Genomic DNA, 19510 nt, shown 5'->3' on the forward strand with positions numbered 1-19510 from the left:
CTGTGCCCAAATGGTGCTCGTGTCTTGAACCCGCCGGCCGGAAGTTTTGCCGGGCCGGACGCGTTCAGGTGCTGCGGCCCGAGGATAACACAGCGATCCAGCCCGCCTTGCGGGCCAGATCACGGGCCGAGAAATGGTGATGGAAGTGCCGTGCAGGGCGTCAGCCCGCCTGGATCGAGTCTTCCGGGCGGCGCTCGAGGACCTGGTCGACCAGACCGTACTCGCGGGCCGCTTCGGCGCTCTTGAAGTTGTCGCGCTCGGTGTCGCGCGCGATGGTCTCCAGGGCCTGGCCGGTGTGCTTGGCCAGGATCTCGTTCAGGCGCTGGCGCAGGGTCAGGATCTCGCGGGCGTGGATGTCGATGTCCGTTGCCTGGCCTTGGAAGCCGCCCAGCGGCTGGTGGATCATCACGCGCGAATTCGGCAGCGCATACCGCTTGCCCTTAGCGCCCGCCGCCAGCAGCAGCGCGCCCATCGAGGCGGCCTGGCCGACGCAGATCGTGCTCACGTCCGGCTTGATGTACTGCATGGTGTCGTAGATCGCCAAGCCCGCGGTGACCACGCCACCGGGCGAGTTGATGTACAGGCTGATGTCCTTCTCGGGATTCTCGGCCTCGAGGAAGAGCATCTGGGCGACGATCACGTTGGCGACGTGGTCGTCGACGCCGCCGACAAGGAAGATCACGCGCTCCTTGAGCAGGCGCGAGTAGATGTCGTACGCACGCTCGCCCCGGCTGGTCTGTTCGACCACCATCGGCACGAGGTTCAAAGCTTTGGTCAGGTTGTCCATGTTCGACGGCACCTTGGAACGGATAGGGGGCGCTTGGGTGAGCGCGGTCCGACCAACTTGGGGCCAACCGGACCAGAGCGCAAGGGGCGCGTCCTTACGATGGAACCGGCCGCGGCGAGACGCCGCGGCCGCGATGCATCCACTTACTGGCGGATCGCTTCGTTGAACGACAGCGGCTGCTCGGTGTGCTGGGCGCGCTCGGCGATCCAGTCGATCACCTGCTCTTCCATCACGCGGGCCTGCAGGCCGTTCATGAGCTGCGCATCGTTGCGGTACAGCTCGATGACCTGCTGCGGCTCCTCGTAGGTCGAGGCGATCAGGTTCAACGTCTCGGTCACGCGCTTGGGTTCCAGGCGCAGCTCGTTGCGACGGGCGATCTCGCCCACGAGCAGGCCAACCAGCACGCGCTTGCGCGCCGCATCCATGAAGCCCACGTGCGCGTCGGCCGGGATCTCGCCGATTGCACGGCCTTGGCGGCGCGCGGTCTCGATGGTCTGGCGCGCCATGTCGCGCGCTTCGGCCTCGACCAGCTTCGGCGGCATCTCGACGTGCGAGTACGACGCGATCAGTTGCTCGCCGACCTCACGACGCAGGCGGGTCATCAGCGCGCCCTTGAGCTCGCGCTCCAGGTTGCTGCGGATGTCCACGCGGAACTGGTCCGGATCGCCGCTGCGCACGCCGAAGCTCTTGATGAAGGCCGCGTCGACCTCCGGCAACACCGGCTCGGACACCTTGGTCGCCACCAGGTGGACCTTGACGGTCTTGCCCGCAAACGCCGGCACGCGCCAGTCGGCCGGGAAGTCGACGTCCACGTCCTTCTCGTCGCCGGCCTTCATGCCGACCAGCGCCGATTCGATCGCCGGGAACATCGCGGCCGAGCCGATGATGGTCGCGCCACGCTCGACGCCCTCGGCCGGCAGGCGTTCGTCGCCGACCTGCGAGTAGGTTTCGATTTCGACCGCGTCGCCGGCAGCGGCTTCGCGCTCGACCGGGTTCCAGGTGCGGCGCTGCAGGCGGAGGTTCTCGATCATCGCGTCGATGTCGGCGTCGCTCACCTCGGAGGTGTGGCGCACGACATTGAGCTTGGCCACGTCGATGTCGCCGAAGTCCGGCACGACCTCGAAGGTCGCCACGTACGAGAGGGCGTCCTCGCCCTGCGCCGGCACGATCTGCGGGTTGCCGGCGATCTGCAGCGACTGCTCGCGGATCGCGGTGCTGAAGCCTTCGCGCAGCAGGTCGTTGAGGACGTCGGCGCGAACCTGCGCGCCGAAGCGCTGCTCGATCACCTTGGCCGGCACCTTGCCGGGGCGGAAACCCTTGATCTTCGCGCCGCGCGAGATCTCGCGCAGGCGACCGCCGACCTGCGCTTCCAGCCGGTCCGCCGGAAGGCTGAAAGTCATGCGGCGTTCGAGGTTGCCGAGCGATTCGACCGAAACTTGCATATCCACTCCTGCCACCGCGGCGAGCGGCCGCGGCACGATGTTGATGGTCCTGTCCTGCCCGCGGCCCGGGCGGAATGCTTCGCGGCCAGCGGAACGGCGTAGTTTGGCCGATTGCGGGCCATCGTGCCAGCGCTGGGCGGGGGTTACGGGGGCACGATGGCGTTGTTTTGGAGCAGGGGCGCGGATGGGTGGTGCGGGAGCTCTGCCAAGCTGTCGGGAGCATCGCCCGAGAGGGCCCCTCTCGGCTTGGGACTGGCGCCGAAGCACACGGCCCGGCAGCCCTGATGCATCACTCGCGAGCGCTCGCTCTGGCCAATGGCCCTGCGGAAGCACAGCCCGGCCGCCCGATGCATCACTCGCGAACGCTCGCTCGGGCTTGTCGACCGCCGGATACTGAGGGAGGTTGGTGCGAAAGGCGGGACTCGAACCCGCACGCCTTGCGGCACTGGAACCTAAATCCAGGGCGTCTACCAATTCCGCCACTTTCGCTGGGGCCGGCCATCGGGCCGGCGCGGCGGCATTCTAGGCCGCGGGATCGGGAAAATTGAAATGCCCCGAAATCGATCGCCCGGAAAAGAAAAAAGCACCTGGGGTTGCCAGGTGCTTTCCGGGATTGGTGGGCCGTCAAGGATTCGAACCTTGGACCTATTGATTAAGAGTCAACTGCTCTACCAACTGAGCTAACGGCCCGGAACAACTTAGGAGCGAAACTATAACAACAAAAACGTGTTCCGCCAACAACCTGTCACACAATCTGGGGTGGCTGAGGGGACTCGAACCCCCGACATCTGGAATCACAATCCAGTACTCTAACCAACTGAGCTACAGCCACCATAAAGCTTGTTTTACGGCGTTTCGTACAACTTGTGGCGCGCCCGGCGGGACTCGAACCCACAACCACCGGCTTAGAAGGCCGGTGCTCTATCCGGTTGAGCTACGGGCGCCAGCGTTACATCTTAACTGACACATCCGTTGCAGCCGCCGGCAAGAGTTACCGCTCGGTCCTGGATGGTCGGGGCAGAGGGATTCGAACCCACGACATCCAGCTCCCAAAGCTGGCGCTCTACCAGGCTGAGCTATACCCCGAAGCCGGGACTTCCGTTGCGCGCCAACGCCGCGAAAGGTCGGATAGTCTGGCTGGCGCGACCGCCCCTGTCAACGGATCGCGAGGCTCGCGAGGTGGCGTTGTATGCTCCGGCCACCATTGGATACGGAACAGGGGACGACATGATCGGACGCAGCGGCAATCCCGCATTGAAGGACAGCACCTTCCTCGATCTTTCCAGCGGCGCGGTGGTCCAGCGCGACAGCAAGGCGATGACGCTCAACGGCACGGTCAACAAGACCGGCATGTTGCTGCTGCTGTGCGTGATCACCGCGGCCTTCGCGTGGAGCCAGGTGCAGTTCACCGAAACCGGCTCGGTCGGCGCGATGCCCTACATCCTCGGCGGCGCGATCGGCGGGCTGGTGTTCGCCATCGCCACGATCGTCAAGAAGGAATGGGCGCCGGTCACCGCGCCGCTCTACGCGCTGACCGAAGGCTTCTTCCTCGGCGCGATCTCGGCGATCTTCGAGCACCGCTTCCCGGGCATCGTGATGCAGGCGGTGATGCTCACCTTCGGCACGCTGTTCGCGCTGCTGTTCGCGTACCGCTCCGGCCTGATCAAGGCGACGGAGAACTTCAAGCTCGGCGTCGTCGCCGCGACCGGCGGCATCGCGCTGGTGTACCTGGCCTCGTTCGTGCTGTCGTTCTTCGACGTGCGCGTGCCGTTCATCCACGAATCTGGCCTGATCGGCATCGGCTTCAGCCTGTTCGTGGTCGTGATCGCCGCGCTGAACCTCGTGCTGGATTTCGACTTCATCGAAAGCGGCGTCGAGCAGAACGCGCCGAAGTACATGGAGTGGTACGGCGCGTTCGGCCTGATGGTCACGCTGGTGTGGCTGTACGTCGAGTTCCTGCGCCTGCTGTCGAAGCTGCAGTCGCGCGACTGACGCCGCAGCTTCTACGACGCTGCAAACGCGAAGGGCGCGGAGAAATCCGCGCCCTTTCCCTTTTCTGCCCGCTTCATGCCACCTGCGGCGCGGTCTTCCGCGATGGCCACAGCATCGCGGCAATGGTGATCGCGCCCAGCAGCCAGCTGTAATGCACATGCCCGGCCAGCGCCAGCGGCGAGACCGTTCCGAGCGACGCCGCCAGCAGGATCTGCGCGCCGTAAGGCAGCACGCCCTGCGTGACGCAGGCGAAGATGTCGAGCACGCTCGCCGCGCGCGCCGGCGGCACGCCGTGCTGTTGCGCGATGTCGCGCGCCAGCCCGCCGCTGATGAGGATCGCGACCGTGTTGTTCGCGGTGAACACATCCGTCGTCGCGGACAGCGCCGCGATGCTCACCTCGCCGGCGCGACGGCTGCGATGGCCGCGTGCGAAGCGGCCGATCGACTGCGCCAGCCACGCCAGTCCGCCGGTCGCCTTCATCAGTGCGCCTAGGCCGCCGACGAGCAGCGACAGCAGGATGATTTCCACCATGCTCTCGAAGCCTTCCCAGATGTGCGTCGCGTAGGCAGCCACACCGAATTCGTCGGTGAAGAACGCGCCGAACAGTCCAGCGATCACCAGTCCAAGGCTCAGCACGATGATCACGTCGACGCCAGCCATGGCGAGGCCCAGCACGATCACGTACGGCACGATCAGCCACGGCGACACGGGTTCGAGCGTCTGCACCGGCGCTGTCTCGCCGATGAAGCCCAGCACTACCACGGTCAGCAGCGCCGCCGGCAGCGCGAGCTTCAGGTTCTCGCGGAATTTCTCGCGCATCGTGCAGCCCTGCGTGCGGCTGGCGACGATCGCGGTGTCGGAGATCACCGACAGGTTGTCGCCGAAGGTTGCACCGCCGATCACGGCACCGAGCACCAGCGCGCGATCCAGGCCGGACGCGTCCGACACGCCCAGCGCGATCGGCGCCACCGCGGCGATCGTGCCCATCGAGGTGCCCAGCGACAGCGAGATGAAACCCGCCACGACGAACAGCCCCGGCAGCAGCAGCGCCGGATGCAGGTGGCCGATGCCGAGCGCGACGATTGCGTCCACGGCGCCGATCGCCTTGGAGACTTCCACGAAGCCACCGGCCAGCAGGAAGATCAGGCACATCAGCACGACGTTGTGGTCGCCCATGCCGCCAAGCAGCGTCTCCAGCGGTTTCAGGCCGCGGCGCCACGCGATGAACGCCGCCAGACCCAGCGCGGGCAGGATCGCCACCGGCGCGCGCAGCTGGTAGAAGCCCATGGTCTCGCCATGGCTGGTGAAGTACAGGCCGGCGCCGAAGAACAGCGCCAGGAACACCAGCAGCGGCGTGAGCGCGAGGGCGCTCGGCCGGACGGGTTCATTCATCTCTCTATCCGAATGGAGCGAAAAGGCGGCGCATTCTGAGGCCGGAGGGCGCCGGTGTCGAGATCACCGGCGGAACACAGGCGGAGCATGCGCGGGGACAAGTCGCCGGCGCGGCAAAACGGCGTGTCGCGCCCCGAAACGCGACAGGGCGCCCGGAGGCGCCCTGTCGAGGTACAGCGTGTCGGTGCGATCCGCGATCAGATGCGGCCGGCGATCGCCTTCGCGAACGACATCGTGTTGCCGGTGCCGCCCAGGTCCGGGGTCAGCGAATCCTTGGCTTCCAGCGTGGCGATGATCGCCGCGCGCAGGCGCTCGGCCTTCTCGCATTCGCCCAGGTGATCGAGCATCTGCGCCGCGCCGAGCAGCAGCGCGCACGGATTGGCCTTGCCCTGCCCCGCGATGTCCGGCGCGGTGCCGTGCACGGCTTCGAAGATCGCCGCATCGGTGCCGATGTTCGCGCCCGGCGCCAGGCCCAGGCCGCCGACGAGGCCGGCGCAGAGGTCGGAAATGATGTCGCCGAACAGGTTGGTGGTGACGATGATGTCGAACTGCTCCGGACGCATCACCAGCTGCATGCAGGTGTTGTCCACGATCATCTCGTTGCACTCGATGTCCGGATATTCGGCGGCGACCGCACGCGCGGTCTTGAGGAACAGGCCCGACGTCGACTTCAGGATGTTCGCCTTGTGCACGACGGTGACCTTCTTGCGGCCGGTCTTGCGGGCCAGCTCGAAGGCGTAGCGCACGATGCGCTCGGAACCGCGACGCGTGACCTTCTGCGTCAGCAGCGCGGTTTCGCCGTCTTCCGACAGCGTCTGGCCTTCGCCGATGTACGCGCCTTCGGTGTTCTCGCGAACGGTGATCAGGTCCACGCCGTCGGCGAAGCGCGACTTGGTATTCGGGAACGACTTGGCCGGACGCACATTGGCGTACAGATCGAAGCGCTTGCGCAGTTCGACGTTGATGGAGCTGAAGCCCTCGCCGACCGGCGTGGTCAGCGGCGACTTCAGCGCGATGCGGTTCTTGCGGATGGAATCGAGCGTCGCCTGCGGCAGCAGTTCGCCGTGCTTTTCCAGCGCGACCAGGCCGGCATCGGCGAATTCGTACTGCAACCCGAGGTTCATCGAGTCGAGCACGTGCAAGGTGGCGTCCATGATTTCCGGGCCGATGCCGTCGCCACGGATGACCGTAATCGTCTGCGTCATTTGGGGGGTTCTTCCGACTTATGGGCGCGCGACGAGGAAGTACGGCGCCGGATGGTGAGCCCCGGAATTATGCCGGAAGCCGCCCGCCCCTGCAGGCGTGAAGGATGCGACCAAAGTCCCGGCGACGCGCCCCACACGGCAAAAGCCCGCCGGAGCGGGCTCTTGCGGACGCCGAACCGCGTTCAGCCGTGGTCGTGACCGGCCGGCGTGGCCGCCTCGCCCTGTTCGAGGCGATCCAGGAAGTCCACCGCGCGGCGCAGGTGCGGAATCACGATCGAACCGCCGACGACCAGGCCCACCGAGAACGTCTCGAACATCTCGTCACGGTTCACGCCGGCTTCCTTGCACTGGGCGACGTGGTAGCTGATGCAGTCGTCGCAGCGCAGCACGAGCGACGCAACCAGGCCCAGCAGTTCCTTGGTCTTCACGTCCAGCGCGCCGGCCTGGTAGGTCTGCGTGTCCAGCGCGAAGAAGCGCCGCACGACCTGGTTCGGCTCGGCGAGGATCCGCTCGTTCATGCGCTTGCGGAACGCGGTGAATTCGGCGACGCGGTCGCCGCTGTCGGGGGTTTCGTTGCTCATGGAGGTTCCGGGCGAAAGGATGGGAGAAGTCTGTAACGAACCGGCCACGGTCGCCAGACATCGTCTCGCGCCGTGGCCGGGAACTTCATGCGGCCGATGGGCCAGAACGCCTTACTGCGGCGACAGCAGCGGCTCCAGGCCGCCGGCGCGGTGCAGGGCGATCATGTCGTCGTAGCCGCCCACGTGGGTCTCGCCGATGAAAATCTGCGGCACGCTCGTGCGGCGGGCGCGCGCCATCATGATCTCGCGCTGCGCCGGGTCCAGGTCGATCCGGATCTCCGTCCACGACTGGCCCTTGCTCTTCAGGAAGTTCTTCGCGGCCACGCAATAGGGGCAGATCAGCGTGGTGTAGATGACGATTTCCGGGCCCTTGGCAGCCGGGTCGGCGCCGGGCGCAACGTTGGAACTGGTCAAAACGGTTCTCCGATGAACTCGCGGATGGGGCTGTGGTCGAATATGGGCTTGGCTTGCGGCCATTTCCACCCCGCGCGTGGAACACACCACGCGCGATGGTGCATCCCGACAGCCATGTGAAAGGATTACCGTCGTCTGTAACGGACCCGTTCATCCCGGCCCCACGGGCGCCCCGCATCCTGCGGAGCGACCGCCGCCCGGTGGATCGCCGGTCCAGAGGGAGCCTCATTTGCGTCGCATCGTCCTGCCCGTTGCCGCCCTGACCATCGCCGTTGCGAGCCTGTGCGCGCCGGCGCAGGAATCGCGACTGCCCGATATCGGCTCGTCCGCCGGCGAACTGCTGAGCCCGCGGCAGCAGCAGGAATACGGCGCGATGATGCTGGCGCAGCTGCGCCACTACGACTACCTGCTCGAAGACCCGCTCATCGACAGCTGGCTCGACACGCTCGGCACCCGCCTGGCCGCCAACAGCGACCAGCCCAAGCAGCCGTTCACCTTCTTCATGCTGCGCGAGCGGCAGATCAACGCCTTCGCCACGCTTGGCGGTTACATCGGCGTGAATTCCGGCCTGATCCTCGCCGCCGACAAGGAGGACGAGGTCGCCGGCGTGCTGTCGCACGAAATCGCGCACGTCACCCAGCAACACGTGCTCCGTGGCGCCGAACGCGCGCAGCGCGACCAGCTGCCGCTGCTGCTGGCGATGCTGGGCGCGATCGTCGCGGCCCAGGCCGCGGGCGGCAATTCGTCCGACGACGCCGCGCAGGCGGCCATGGCCGGCGCGATGGGCCTGATGCAGCAGCGCCAGATCAACTACACGCGCGCCAACGAATCCGAAGCCGACCGGCTGGGCATCCAGACGCTCGCGCGCAGCGACTACGACCCGGAGGCGATGGCGGACTTCTTCACCATCATGCAGGCCCGCTCGCGCAGCAACGGGGCCAATTACTGGGGCGAATCGCCGGACTGGCTGATGACGCACCCGGTCACCATCACGCGCATCACCGAGGCGAAGGATCGCGCCGCGCGCATCCGTCGCGAACGCGGCAGCAGCCAGGTCTGCGTGCGCGATCCGGACGGCCCGGCACAGTGCGAGGAAGAAAGCGCCCCGCGGCCGCAATTCCCCACCGACGGGGCGGTCAATCCGCTGTTGCCGCCCACACTGCAGGCCAACCTCGGCACCGCGTTCGGCGTCGGCGGCACCGGTCGTTTCGATTACGCGCGCGAACGCCTTCGCGTGCTGAGCGCCAACACGCCGGGCGACGCGATCCGCGAATACGAGCGGATGGGCGACCCGGCCAAACGCACCGATGCGCAGCGCTACGGCCTGGCCTACGCGCAGTTGCGCGCGAACCAGCCGGCCGCGGCGGCGACTGCACTGAACGCGCTGCTGCAGAAGAATCCGGGCGACGTCTGGCTCACCCTCGCGCTGGCCGAAGCGGAGTCCAAGAGCGGCAAGGCGGCCTCGGCCGATGCGCGTTTCGAGACGCTGCTGCGCCAGACGCCGCACAGCCGCCCCGTCGTGCTCAGCTACGCGGACGTGCTTGCCGAGCGCGGCAACGCGCAGGCCGGCCGCCGCGCGCAGGAAATCCTGCGGCCGCTGTTGGGTGTGTCGGCCAACGACGCGCAGTTCCAGAGCGTGTTCGCCCGCGCCTGCGACATGGCCGGCGATCCGGTCCGAGCCGGCGAAGCCTATGCCGAAGCCGCCTATCTGAACGGCCGCCCGGAACAGGCGCTGGTGCAGCTCAACACGCTCAAGCGGCGTTCGGATCTGGACTATTACGCCCGCGCGCGGATCGAGGCGCGGATCGCCGCGATCACCCCGACGGTGCTCGAACTGAAGCGCCAGGGCATCCGCGACGAGGATCTGCGACGCAAGTAACCCTTTGCCGCAGAAGGCCCGGATGACCGTGTCATGGGCCCGTCATAAAACGGTAGTGTACTGAGGCGGCTTGCCAAAGCCCCCTCCCGCTCCCCGGTGACCGCGTGCAGAAGCGCATCCTGATCGTCGAAGACGAACCCGCCATCCGCGACATGGTGTCCTTTGCCCTGCGCAAGGGCGAGTACGAGCCGGTCCATGCCGGCGACGCGCGCGAAGCGCAGGCCGCGATCGCCGACCGCGTCCCCGACCTCATCCTGCTGGACTGGATGCTGCCCGGCACCAGCGGCCTGGACCTCGCCCGCCGCTGGCGCAAGGACCAGCTGACGCGCGAAGTCCCGATCATCATGCTGACCGCCCGCGGCGAGGAAAACGACCGCGTCGGCGGGCTGGAAGCCGGCGTCGACGATTACGTCGTCAAGCCCTTCTCCGCCCGCGAACTGCTGGCCCGCATCCGCGCCGTGCTGCGCCGCTCGCGCGAGGACGACGAGGACGGCAGCGTCGCCGTCGGTCCGTTGCGCATCGACGGCGCCGCGCACCGCGTGTTCGCCCATGCCGCCGAAGGCGACCAGCCGGTGCAGATCGGTCCCACCGAATACCGCCTGCTGCATTTCTTCATGACGCATCCGGAGCGCGTGTACACCCGCACGCAGCTGCTGGACCACGTCTGGGGCGGCAGCGTGTACGTGGAGGAACGCACGGTCGACGTGCACATCCGCCGCCTGCGCAAGACGCTGGAACCGCACCAGCTCGACGGCATGGTGCAGACGGTGCGGGGCGCGGGCTACCGGTTCTCCGCGTCGGTCGAAGCGTGAGGGATGGCCGTGATGCGTGACGGCTGAGTCGTGATTCGCAATACCGCAGCAAGCCTGCGGCTACCATCCGGGCAGTAGCCGATCGGACACGTCCGTCCACCGAATCACGAATCGCCACTCACCCATCGCCCATCCCATGCCGCCCCGATCCCATTCCGCCTGGCTGCGTACCCTTGGCCAGCTCGCCCTGATCCTGGTGGGCGCGGCGGTGCTGGGGCTGGCGATCGGTTATCCGTGGCCGGTCATCACCTTCGCCGCGCTGGGCGTGGTCGCGTGGCACTACTGGCGCCTTCGCAACGTGCTGCTGCGGCTCACCGCACGGCAGCGACTGAAACCCCCGCTGGGCGACGGCATCTGGAACGAGCTCGATCGCCTGCTCCACCGCAGCCAGTCCGAAATGCGCGCGCGCAAGAAGCGCCTCATCGAGATGCTGCGCGCCTACCGCGCCGCCGCCGCGGCGATGCCCGACGCCATCGTCGTGGTGGAACGCAACAGCCAGCGCATCCAGTGGTTCAACCATTCGGCCAACAGCCTGCTGCAGCTGCGCTATCCGCGCGACATCGGCGCCCCGCTCGCGCAGCGCCTGCAACCGCTGCAGCTGTCGCACTGGCTCGCTTCCGGACGCAACGCCGAGACGCTGGAAATCGCTTCGCCGTGGAACCCGGCCGTCACGCTCAGCCTGCGTCTGATTCCCTACTCCGATGACCTGTGGATGCTGGTCGCGCGCGACGTCAGTCGCCTGCTGCAGCTGGAGCAGATGCGCCGCGACTTCGTCGCCAACGTGTCGCACGAGCTGCGCACGCCGTTGACGGTGGTGCACGGCTACCTCGACATGCTCGATCCGGAGGAACATCCGGACTGGGCGCCGATGCTCGCCGAGATGCAGCGCCAGTCCCAGCGCATGACGCAGCTGGTCGAAGACCTGCTGATGCTGTCGCGCCTGGAATCGCAGGACAGCCTGCCGGCCGAGGAAACCGTCGCGATGGCGCCGATGATCGCCACGCTGCGCCGCGAGGCCAACGCGTTGAGCCAAGGCCGCCACGAGGTCATCGTAGAAGACACCGCCGGCGTGGATCTGTGGGGCTCGAACAAGGAACTGCACAGCGCGTTCTCCAACCTCGTCAGCAATGCCGTGCGCTACACGCCGGCCGGCGGCACGATCCGCGTCCGTTTCCGTCGCGAAGACAAGGGCGCCGTGCTGGAAGTGATCGACAGCGGCTACGGCATTCCCGCCGCGCACCTGCCGCGCATCACCGAGCGTTTCTACCGCGTCTCCACCAGCCGCTCGCGCGAGAGCGGCGGCACGGGGCTCGGGCTTTCCATCGTCAAGCACGTGCTGAACCTGCACCAGGCGCGGCTGGAGATCACCAGCGAAGTCGGTCGCGGCAGCACGTTCTCCTGCCATTTCGGCGCCGACCGCGTGCGCCCGCGCGACGAGTTCGCGCTTTCCGAGGCTTTGCCATGAACGCCGCCGCATTCGACACCGCCACCACGGTGGTCGACACCGATCCGCTGCGCGACAGCGAGCTGTACTTCAACCGCGAACTGTCGGCGCTGGATTTCAACTTCCGCGTGCTCGCGCAGGCGCAGGATCCGCAGGTGCCGCTGCTCGAACGGCTGCGCTACCTGTGCATCTCCTGCACCAACCTCGACGAATTCTTCGAGATCCGCGCCGGCACGCTGCGCCACGCGCAGGACCTGGGCGTGCCGCCAGGCCCGGACGGGCTCGCGCCGGCCACGGTGCTCGCGCACATCCACGAGCGCGCCGCGGATCTGGTGCGCTCGCAGTACGAATGCTGGAACGACGTGCTGCGGCCCGCGCTCGACGACGCCGGCGTGCGCGTGATGCATCGCGACGGCTGGAGCGAGCAGCAGACGCAGTGGCTGCGCGAGTATTTCCGCGACGAGATCATGCCGGTGCTGTCGCCGCTGGGGCTCGATCCGGCGCATCCGTTCCCGAAGATCCTCAACAAGTCGCTGAACATCGTCGTGGTGCTCAAGGGCAAGGACGCGTTTGGCCGCGAGGGGCACCTGGCCATCGTGCGCGCGCCGCGCTCGCTGCCGCGCATCATCCAGATTCCCGAAGACGTCTCCGGCGGCAAGCACGACTTCGTGTTCCTCTCCGCGGTGCTCTCGGCGTTCGTCGACGAGCTCTTCCCCGGCATGCAGGTGAAGGGCGCGTACCAGTTCCGCGTCACGCGCAATTCCGAACTCATCGTCGACGAGGACGAAGTCGAGAACCTCGCGCTCGCGCTGCGTGATGAACTCGTCGGCCGCGGCTACCTGCGCGCGGTTCGGCTGGAGATCGCCGAGCAGTGTCCCGACGACATCGTGCGCACGCTGCTGGAGAATTTCGACCTCACCGAAAACGCGGTGTACCGCATCAACGGGCCGGTCAACCTCAACCGCGTCATCCAGGTCTACGACCTGGTGCAGCGCCCGGACCTGAAGTTCGTGCCCTTCCAGCCGCGCCAGCTGTCGGGTGTGGAGGCGATGTTCGACAAGATCGCCGAAGGCGACGTGCTGCTGCACCATCCCTTCGACGCGTTCACGCCGGTGCTGGAGCTGCTCAAGCAGGCGTCCGAAGACCCGAACGTGCTGGCGATCAAGCAGACGCTGTACCGCACGGGCAAGGAATCCCCGATCGTCGACAGCCTCGTGCAGGCCGCGCGCAACGGCAAGGACGTCACCGTCGTGGTCGAACTGCGCGCGCGTTTCGACGAGGAGGCCAACCTCGGCCTCGCCGACCGCCTGCAGGACGCGGGCGTGCAGGTCGTGTACGGCGTCGTTGGCTACAAGACGCACGCGAAGATGATGCTCATCGTGCGTCGCGAAGGCCGCAAGCTGCGTCGCTACGTGCACCTGGGCACGGGCAACTACCACAGCGGCACCGCGCGCGTTTACACCGACTTCGGGCTGTTCACCGCCGATGCGGACATCGGCAATGACGTGCACCTGATCTTCCAGCAGCTGTCGGGCCTGGCGCCGACGATCAAGCTCAAGCGCCTGCTGCAGTCGCCCTTCACGCTGCACGCGGGCGTGCTCAAGCGCATCGACCGCGAAACGCGCCACGCGAAGGCCGGCAAGCCCGCGCGCATCATCGCCAAGATGAACGCCCTCAACGAGCCGCAGGTCGTGCGTGCGCTGTACATGGCATCGCAGGCCGGCGTGCAGGTCGACCTCATCGTGCGCGGCGCGTGCACGCTGCGCCCGGGGCTTCCAGGCATTTCCGAGAACATCCGCGTGCGTTCGATCGTCGGACGCTTCCTCGAACACCATCGCGTGTACTGGTTCGCCAACGACGGCGATCCGGACCTGTTCTGCTCCAGCGCCGACTGGCTCGAACGCAACCTGCTCCGTCGCATCGAAACCGGCTTCCCGATCCTCGCGCCGGAACTGGCGCAGCGCGTGTACGAGGAAGCGCTGGCGAACTACCTCGCCGACAACTGCAGCGCATGGACGCTGCAGTCCGACGGCAGCTACGTGCGACTGACGCCCGCACCCGGCGATGCGCCGCACTCGGCACAGCTTTCGTTGCTCGCCAACGTCGGCGCGTAACGCGGGCGCGGCCATGGCGTGGCGCGTGAAGGCAGGGCGTGGACACCGTCCCCATTTACGGGCGCGGGGCCGACCGGGGATCATGTGCGGATGAGCGACGCCTTCCCCACCAGCAAACTGCCGCTCGTCGATGGCGACCTCCTGGCCGCCGTCGACCTTGGTTCCAACAGCTTCCACATGGTCGTGGCGCGTTATGTGCTCGGCCAGCTGCGCATCGTCGACCGCCTGCGCGAAACCGTCCGCATGGCCGAAGGCCTGGACCGCAAGGGCGGCCTGTCGCCTGAAGTGCGCCAGCGCGCGCTCGAATGCCTGGCGCGGTTCGGCCAGCGTATCCGCGACATCCCGCCGCAGCGCGTGCGCGCCATCGCGACCAACACCGTGCGCCGCCTCGCCGTGCCGCAGGCGTTCCTGATGCCGGCCGAAACCGCGCTGGGCCACGCGATCGAAGTCGTCGCCGGCCGCGAGGAGGCGCGCCTGATCTACCTTGGCGTCGCGCACGCGCAGCCCGCGCGCCCGGGCGAGCTGCGCCTGGTGATCGACATCGGCGGCGGTTCCACCGAATGCATCATCGGCTCGGGGTTCGAGGCAATCGAACGCGAAAGCCTGCAGCTGGGCTGCATCGCGACCACGCGCCGCTTCTTCGAGAACGGCAAGCTCTCGCGCAAGAAATGGAAGGAGGCGCTGACCGAAGTCACCGCGGAATTCCAGCAGTTCGCCGGCACGTATCGCGCGTTGGGCTGGAACGAAGCGCTTGGCGCGTCCGGCACGAACAAGGCCATCGGCGACATCTGCGCGGCGATGAAGCTCACCAAGGGTGCGGTGACCGCCGAAGCCCTGCCCGTGCTGCGCGACCGCCTGCTGCAAGCCGATCGCATCGAGGCCATCGATCTGCCGGGCCTGTCGTCGGACCGCCGCCCGGTGATCGCCGGCGGCGTGCTGATCCTGGAGGCGGCGTTCGATGCGCTCGGCCTCAAGCGCATGGCCGTGAGCAAGGCGGCGATGCGCGAAGGCGTGCTGTACGACATGCTCGGCCGCGGCGGCGCGGACGATCCGCGCGATGCATCCGTCGCCGCGCTGATGCAGCGCTACGGCATCGACGATGGCCAGGCGCAGCGCGTGGTCGGCACCGCGCTGCGGTTGTTCGAACAGGTCGCGCAGGCATGGTCGCTGGATGCCGACGACAGCCTCATGCTGCAGCGCGCCGCGCGCCTCCACGAACTCGGCCTGGCCATCGCGCACAGCCAGTACCACGTGCACGGCGCCTACATCGTCGAGCACTCCGACATCGCGGGCTTCTCGCGCCAGCAGCAGCAGTTCCTCGCCGCGCTGGTGCGAACGCACCGCCGCAGCATCCCGAAGTCCGCATTCGATGCATTGCCCGACCGGTTGCTGACGTCGGCGCGACGCCTGGCCGCGCTGCTGCGCCTGGCGGTGCTGCTGCATCGCGCGCACGAAGGCGACCCGATCCCGCAGCTGGACGCGAAAGCCGAAGGCAACACGCTGACCGTGTGCGTCTCGCGCCGCTGGCTCGACGCGCGCCCGCTGGTGCGCGCCGACCTGGAAGGCGAGCCGGAGGACATCGCGGGTCTGGGGATCGCGTTGAAGCTGGAGTTTGTTTGAGGCGGAATCCCGTGAGCCGGGATGCGGCCTGTAGTGTCCACTTCCGGCGATACGCCCATCACCGTCATCCCGGCGAAAGCCGGGACCCAGGCCCGTAGCGATCGGCGCTCTCCATGCGGCGAACAACATCGCCGTCATTCCCGCGAAGGCGGGAATCCAGGGACTTTTCCCGCTCTACCCACCACGCCTCAGTTCACCCGATACGTGCGCTGCCGAACCGGACGACTCGCAGGCGAAGCATGTAACGCCCCTGGATTCCCGCCTTCGCGGGAATGACGAGCAAGAGCGGGACGCGCGCGCGCCCTACAAATGCGGCTCCGGCGGCTCCACGTGCTCGGCCACCTGCGCGCGCAGTTCCGCCGCGCGCACCAGCACGGCGGGCGGCGTGTGTTCTTCGGGGATCGAGAAGATCTTCAGCTTGCGCAGGAACAGTCCGGGCCCGCGTGCCGACGTGAACGCCACGATCGGGATCGACAGCAGCAAACCCAGGATCACCGGCGCCATCCACGCCGCGAGCGACGGCGAGATCAAATACGCCACCACGCCCGCGACCACGCCGAGCAACGTCACGCCGCCGTAGCTGCGCACCAGCCCCGACAGCGGCAGCGTACCGTCGTCGCGACGCTGCGCATCCCAGCCCGAATCCTTGCCCGCCAGCACTTCGGCGACGCCGCGCGACTGCACGTACATCGTCACTGGCGCCATCAGTGCGGCCAGCAGCGTTTCCAGCAGCATGCTCAGGAACGAACGCACGATGCCGCCGCAGCCGCGTCGTGTTTCGCGGTCGAAGAACAGCGTCAGCCATCCCATGAACTTCGGCGCCAGCAGCACCGACATGGTCAGGATGAAGACCCACAGGAAGCGTTCCGGATCCTGCTCGCGCCAGTACGCCGACGGCGAGAAGCCCGGCAGCGTGAATGCCGCCGTGCCCAGTCCGGCGTTGACCAGCGGAATCGCCAGGCCGACCAGCATCAGCATCGCCCACATGGGCGACGTGAAGTAATGGCCGATGCCCATCATCAGGTGCCAGCGGCTGACCCAGTGCAAACCCTTCGCCGGCAGCACCGCGCCGTGCTGCAGGTTGCCCTGGCACCAGCGGCGGTCGCGCACGAGCATGTCGGTGAGCGACGGCGGGCCTTCCTCGTAGCTGCCGCCCAGGTTCGGCACCATGTGCAGCGCCCATCCGCCGCGGCGCATCAACGCGGCTTCGACGAAATCGTGGCTCAGCACCGTACCGCGGAACGGCCGGGGACCGCGCAACTCCGGCAGGCCGCCTTCCTCGGCGAACGCGCGGGTGCGGATGATCGCGTTGTGGCCCCAGTAATTGCTTTCGGCGCCGTGCCACCACGCGATGCCGTGCGCGATCACCGGCCCGTACACGCGTCCGGCGAACTGCTGCATGCGCGCGAACATCGTGTTGCCGTTGACGATCATCGGCAGCGTCTGCACCAGCGCGACGTCGGGGTTGCGCTCCATCGCGCCGACGAGGCGCACGATGGTGTCGCCCGTCATCAGGCTGTCGGCATCCAGGATCAGCATCTGCGGATATGCGCCGCCGAATCGACGCACCCATTCGGCGACGTTGCCGGCCTTGCGTTCGCGATTGTCCGTGCGATGCCGGTAGAACAGTTGCGCGTGGTCGCCGATGCGATCGCGCAGCGCGCGGAACGCGCGCTCCTCGTGCGCCTGGATCGCCGGTTTCGTCGTGTCGCTGAGCACGAAGAAGTCGAAGCGGTCCATGCGACCGGTTGCCTGCAGCGACTCATGGATCGCCTGCAGGCCCGCGAGCAGGCGCTCGGGATCCTCGTTGTAGGTCGGCATCAGCAACGCGGTACGCGTCGACAGCTCGGGCAACGGGTTGTCCGACCGCAGCCCGAGCCGCGCGCGATGCCCGCCGACGATCAGCACGAAGCCGGCGAGCGCGCCCACGAAGGCCTGCGCGATCCACGCGAACAGGCCGACGAAGAGCACGAGCAGGATGCCTTCGAGCACGTCGATGCCGCCACCGCGCAGCACCCACCAGATCTGGTAGGTCGCGATCAGCGTCAGCAGCGCGGCGCCGCCGATCACGGCCAGTCGCCGCATCGCCATGCCGCGGGGCGTCGTGGGAAGGCGCGGGTTGCGCAGCGCGCCGGCGCGCAGCGTCTGCACGGGCATCGGCAGCGGCGTTTCGGGCGGCAGCAACGGCGTCGTGTCGCCGGTCGGCAGGCCGGTCATCGTCGTGCGGACTTCCGTCACAGCGTCCACCGGTACAGCCAGGTTTCGGTGAGCGGCCCGCGTTCGTCGCCGAGCACCGCGCGCAGTTCGATGCTGCGTTCGTTGCCGGGAACGAGTTCGAAGCCCAGGCGCCAGCCGCCCGCGCCGGGATTCGGATGCGCGGTGACGTTGGCGATGCGGCCCTTCGACGCGGAAACGTCGGCCTTCACCTTGGCGTTGTCGCCCAGGCCCTCGAGGCGCCCGCCGTCGAAATCGATCACTACAAGCCGCGCCTTGCCGGCGTTCTCGCCGAAGGTCAGCCCGCCGATGCGCGTGCGCGTCACGGTCGCCAGCTCCGGCTTCCAGCTGTGCTGGTCGCACCAGTGCATGCGGTAGTCGAAGCGATGCTCGCGACCGGCGGCCAGCGGCTGCTTCGGGCGCCAGAACGCGACGATGTTGTCGTGGAATTCGTCCGCGGTGGGCAGCTCGAACAGGTGCACCGCGCCCTCGCCCCACTCGCCCTGCGGTTCGATCCACAGGCTCGGGCGCTTCTCGTAATGCGCTTCGCTGTCGGCGTAATCGGCGAACGCGCGCTTGCGCTGCATCAGCCCGAAACCGCGCGGGTTGGTGTCCTCGAATCCGCTTTCCTGCACGGTCGAGGGATTCGACAGCGGCCGCCAGATCTGCTCGCCACGGCCGTTGATCATCCCCAGGCCGTCGGAGTCGTGCACGGCGGGACGGTAATCGTCGATGCCCACGCGGTCGTTCGAATCGAACTGGAACATGCTCGTGAGCGGCGCGATGCCGACCTCGTCCAGCGCGACGCGCGGGAACAGGCGCGCCGAGGCATCGAACACCGTCTGCACGCCGGGCGTGATCGTGAAGCGGTACGCGCCGGCGACGCTGGGGCTGTCGAGCAGCGCGTGCACGGTGATCTGCTTCGCACCCTTGGCCGGGCGCTCCAGCCAGAACGCGCGGAACACCGGGAATTCCTCCTGCGAACCGCCGGTCTTCAGCGCCAGCCCGCGCGCCGACAACCCGTACGCCTGGCCCTTCGCGACGGCGCGGAAGTAGCTCGCGCCGAGGAAGGCCGCGATCTCGTCGAAGTACTCAGGCTTGTTGATCGGCGCATGCAGGCGGAAGCCGGCATAGCCCAGATCGGTTTCCGTCGGCGCCTTCACTCCCTGGAAGGTGAACTGCGACGGCTTGTAGACGACCGGGGTCGCCTTGCCGTCGACCACCTGGTAGATGTCCACGCGGTCGCGGAAGAAGAAGCCGCGGTGGAAGAACTGCGCCTGGAACGGCAGGCCTTCGGCGCGCCACAGCGCCTGCGCCGGGTTGAAGCGGATGCTGCGGTACTCGTCGTAACCAATGCGTTCCAGCGAAGCGGGCAGCTGCTTGTTCTGCGGGACGAAGGGCTTGGCGGCGAGCGCCTGGGCCATCTTCGCCACGGTGTCGGCATCGAACGCCGCCGGCGCGCCAGCCGGCGCCCATGCGCGCGCCTGAGCGCCTCCCAACAACTCCCAGATGGGCCACGACAGGCCGGCCAGCAACACTTCGCGTCGGTGCACGCGCACTCCTTGGGGGATGTCAAAGCGGTTAATTCTAGGCAGGGAATTGTTAATCCGAGC

General features: G+C 67.6%; 14 protein-coding genes and 5 tRNA genes. 6 read left to right on the forward strand and 13 right to left on the reverse strand.

Features of this window, described 5'->3' with window-relative positions; all coding sequences use genetic code 11:
- Positions 1-160 precede the first annotated feature (160 nt).
- The 7 genes from clpP to GOY17_RS12865 form a co-directional block, all read right to left on the reverse strand.
- Positions 161-787, reverse strand: a complete 627-nt coding sequence (clpP, locus tag GOY17_RS12835) for an ATP-dependent Clp endopeptidase proteolytic subunit ClpP (RefSeq protein WP_115842923.1) — start codon at positions 785-787, stop codon at positions 161-163.
- Between the two features lie 143 nt (positions 788-930).
- Entirely contained in the window at positions 931-2229 is a 1299-nt protein-coding gene (gene tig, locus GOY17_RS12840; RefSeq protein WP_157030694.1) for a trigger factor, read from the reverse strand.
- A gap of 404 nt (positions 2230-2633) precedes the next feature.
- Positions 2634-2718, reverse strand: a tRNA-Leu gene (locus GOY17_RS12845).
- A gap of 125 nt (positions 2719-2843) precedes the next feature.
- Positions 2844-2919, reverse strand: a tRNA-Lys gene (locus GOY17_RS12850).
- A 65-nt stretch (positions 2920-2984) separates the two neighbouring features.
- Positions 2985-3061: transfer RNA gene (locus GOY17_RS12855), tRNA-His, on the reverse strand.
- Between the two features lie 35 nt (positions 3062-3096).
- Positions 3097-3173, reverse strand: a tRNA-Arg gene (locus GOY17_RS12860).
- A 65-nt stretch (positions 3174-3238) separates the two neighbouring features.
- Positions 3239-3315, reverse strand: a tRNA-Pro gene (locus GOY17_RS12865).
- 141 nt (positions 3316-3456) lie between these two features.
- On the opposite strand from GOY17_RS12865, the gene GOY17_RS12870 reads away from it, so the two are divergent.
- On the forward strand, positions 3457-4221 hold the full coding sequence (locus tag GOY17_RS12870; protein WP_157030695.1) for a Bax inhibitor-1/YccA family protein: 765 nt from the start codon (positions 3457-3459) through the stop codon (positions 4219-4221).
- 73 nt (positions 4222-4294) lie between these two features.
- Here GOY17_RS12870 and GOY17_RS12875 read toward each other — a convergent pair whose 3' ends face one another.
- The 4 genes from GOY17_RS12875 to grxC form a co-directional block, all read right to left on the reverse strand.
- On the reverse strand, positions 4295-5614 hold the full coding sequence (locus tag GOY17_RS12875; RefSeq protein WP_157030696.1) for a Na+/H+ antiporter NhaC family protein: 1320 nt from the start codon (positions 5612-5614) through the stop codon (positions 4295-4297).
- 197 nt (positions 5615-5811) lie between these two features.
- Complete coding sequence (locus tag GOY17_RS12880) at positions 5812-6819, reverse strand: isocitrate dehydrogenase (protein ID WP_115842919.1); 1008 nt, start codon at positions 6817-6819, stop codon at positions 5812-5814.
- 182 nt (positions 6820-7001) lie between these two features.
- Positions 7002-7400, reverse strand: coding sequence for a carboxymuconolactone decarboxylase family protein (locus tag GOY17_RS12885; protein WP_115842918.1), 399 nt, complete (start codon positions 7398-7400; stop codon positions 7002-7004).
- Between the two features lie 111 nt (positions 7401-7511).
- On the reverse strand, positions 7512-7814 hold the full coding sequence (gene grxC, locus GOY17_RS12890) for a glutaredoxin 3 (protein ID WP_232338427.1): 303 nt from the start codon (positions 7812-7814) through the stop codon (positions 7512-7514).
- 229 nt (positions 7815-8043) lie between these two features.
- On the opposite strand from grxC, the gene GOY17_RS12895 reads away from it, so the two are divergent.
- From GOY17_RS12895 to ppx, 5 genes are all read left to right on the forward strand, one after another.
- Positions 8044-9693 (forward strand): M48 family metalloprotease, encoded by a 1650-nt coding sequence (locus GOY17_RS12895; RefSeq protein WP_157030697.1) that lies wholly within the window; start codon positions 8044-8046, stop codon positions 9691-9693.
- Between the two features lie 104 nt (positions 9694-9797).
- Positions 9798-10505, forward strand: coding sequence for a phosphate regulon transcriptional regulator PhoB (phoB, locus tag GOY17_RS12900; protein ID WP_115842915.1), 708 nt, complete (start codon positions 9798-9800; stop codon positions 10503-10505).
- Positions 10506-10641: 136 nt separating this feature from the next.
- On the forward strand, positions 10642-11970 hold the full coding sequence (gene phoR, locus GOY17_RS12905; protein WP_157030698.1) for a phosphate regulon sensor histidine kinase PhoR: 1329 nt from the start codon (positions 10642-10644) through the stop codon (positions 11968-11970).
- Entirely contained in the window at positions 11967-14063 is a 2097-nt protein-coding gene (gene ppk1 / locus GOY17_RS12910; protein ID WP_157030699.1) for a polyphosphate kinase 1, read from the forward strand. The genes phoR and ppk1 overlap by 4 nt, the downstream gene beginning before the upstream one ends.
- A gap of 90 nt (positions 14064-14153) precedes the next feature.
- Positions 14154-15683: an exopolyphosphatase gene (gene ppx / locus GOY17_RS12915; protein ID WP_115842912.1), complete on the forward strand. Its 1530-nt coding sequence runs from the start codon at positions 14154-14156 to the stop codon at positions 15681-15683.
- A 303-nt stretch (positions 15684-15986) separates the two neighbouring features.
- On the opposite strand, the gene mdoH is transcribed toward ppx, so the two are convergent.
- Positions 15987-17900, reverse strand: a complete 1914-nt coding sequence (gene mdoH / locus GOY17_RS12920; protein WP_157031725.1) for a glucans biosynthesis glucosyltransferase MdoH — start codon at positions 17898-17900, stop codon at positions 15987-15989.
- A gap of 17 nt (positions 17901-17917) precedes the next feature.
- Positions 17918-19450, reverse strand: a complete 1533-nt coding sequence (locus tag GOY17_RS12925) for an OpgD/OpgG family glucan biosynthesis protein (protein ID WP_157030700.1) — start codon at positions 19448-19450, stop codon at positions 17918-17920.
- Between the last annotated feature and the right edge of the window lie 60 nt (positions 19451-19510).

The sequence above is a fragment of the Lysobacter soli genome (genome assembly GCF_009755585.1).
Taxonomy (GTDB): Bacteria; Pseudomonadota; Gammaproteobacteria; order Xanthomonadales; family Xanthomonadaceae; genus Lysobacter_J; species Lysobacter_J soli.

Bases quoted from the DNA above. Each gene is read 5' to 3' on its own strand.
- clpP (WP_115842923.1), bottom strand. From the start codon at position 787: ATGGACAACCTGACCAAAGCTTTGAACCTCGTGCCGATGGTGGTCGAA.
- tig (WP_157030694.1), bottom strand. From the start codon at position 2,229: ATGCAAGTTTCGGTCGAATCGCTCGGCAACCTCGAACGCCGCATGACT.
- GOY17_RS12870 (WP_157030695.1), top strand. From the start codon at position 3,457: ATGATCGGACGCAGCGGCAATCCCGCATTGAAGGACAGCACCTTCCTC.
- GOY17_RS12875 (WP_157030696.1), bottom strand. From the start codon at position 5,614: ATGAATGAACCCGTCCGGCCGAGCGCCCTCGCGCTCACGCCGCTGCTG.
- GOY17_RS12880 (WP_115842919.1), bottom strand. From the start codon at position 6,819: ATGACGCAGACGATTACGGTCATCCGTGGCGACGGCATCGGCCCGGAA.
- GOY17_RS12885 (WP_115842918.1), bottom strand. From the start codon at position 7,400: ATGAGCAACGAAACCCCCGACAGCGGCGACCGCGTCGCCGAATTCACC.
- phoR (WP_157030698.1), top strand. From the start codon at position 10,642: ATGCCGCCCCGATCCCATTCCGCCTGGCTGCGTACCCTTGGCCAGCTC.
- ppk1 (WP_157030699.1), top strand. From the start codon at position 11,967: ATGAACGCCGCCGCATTCGACACCGCCACCACGGTGGTCGACACCGAT.
- ppx (WP_115842912.1), top strand. From the start codon at position 14,154: ATGAGCGACGCCTTCCCCACCAGCAAACTGCCGCTCGTCGATGGCGAC.
- mdoH (WP_157031725.1), bottom strand. From the start codon at position 17,900: ATGACCGGCCTGCCGACCGGCGACACGACGCCGTTGCTGCCGCCCGAA.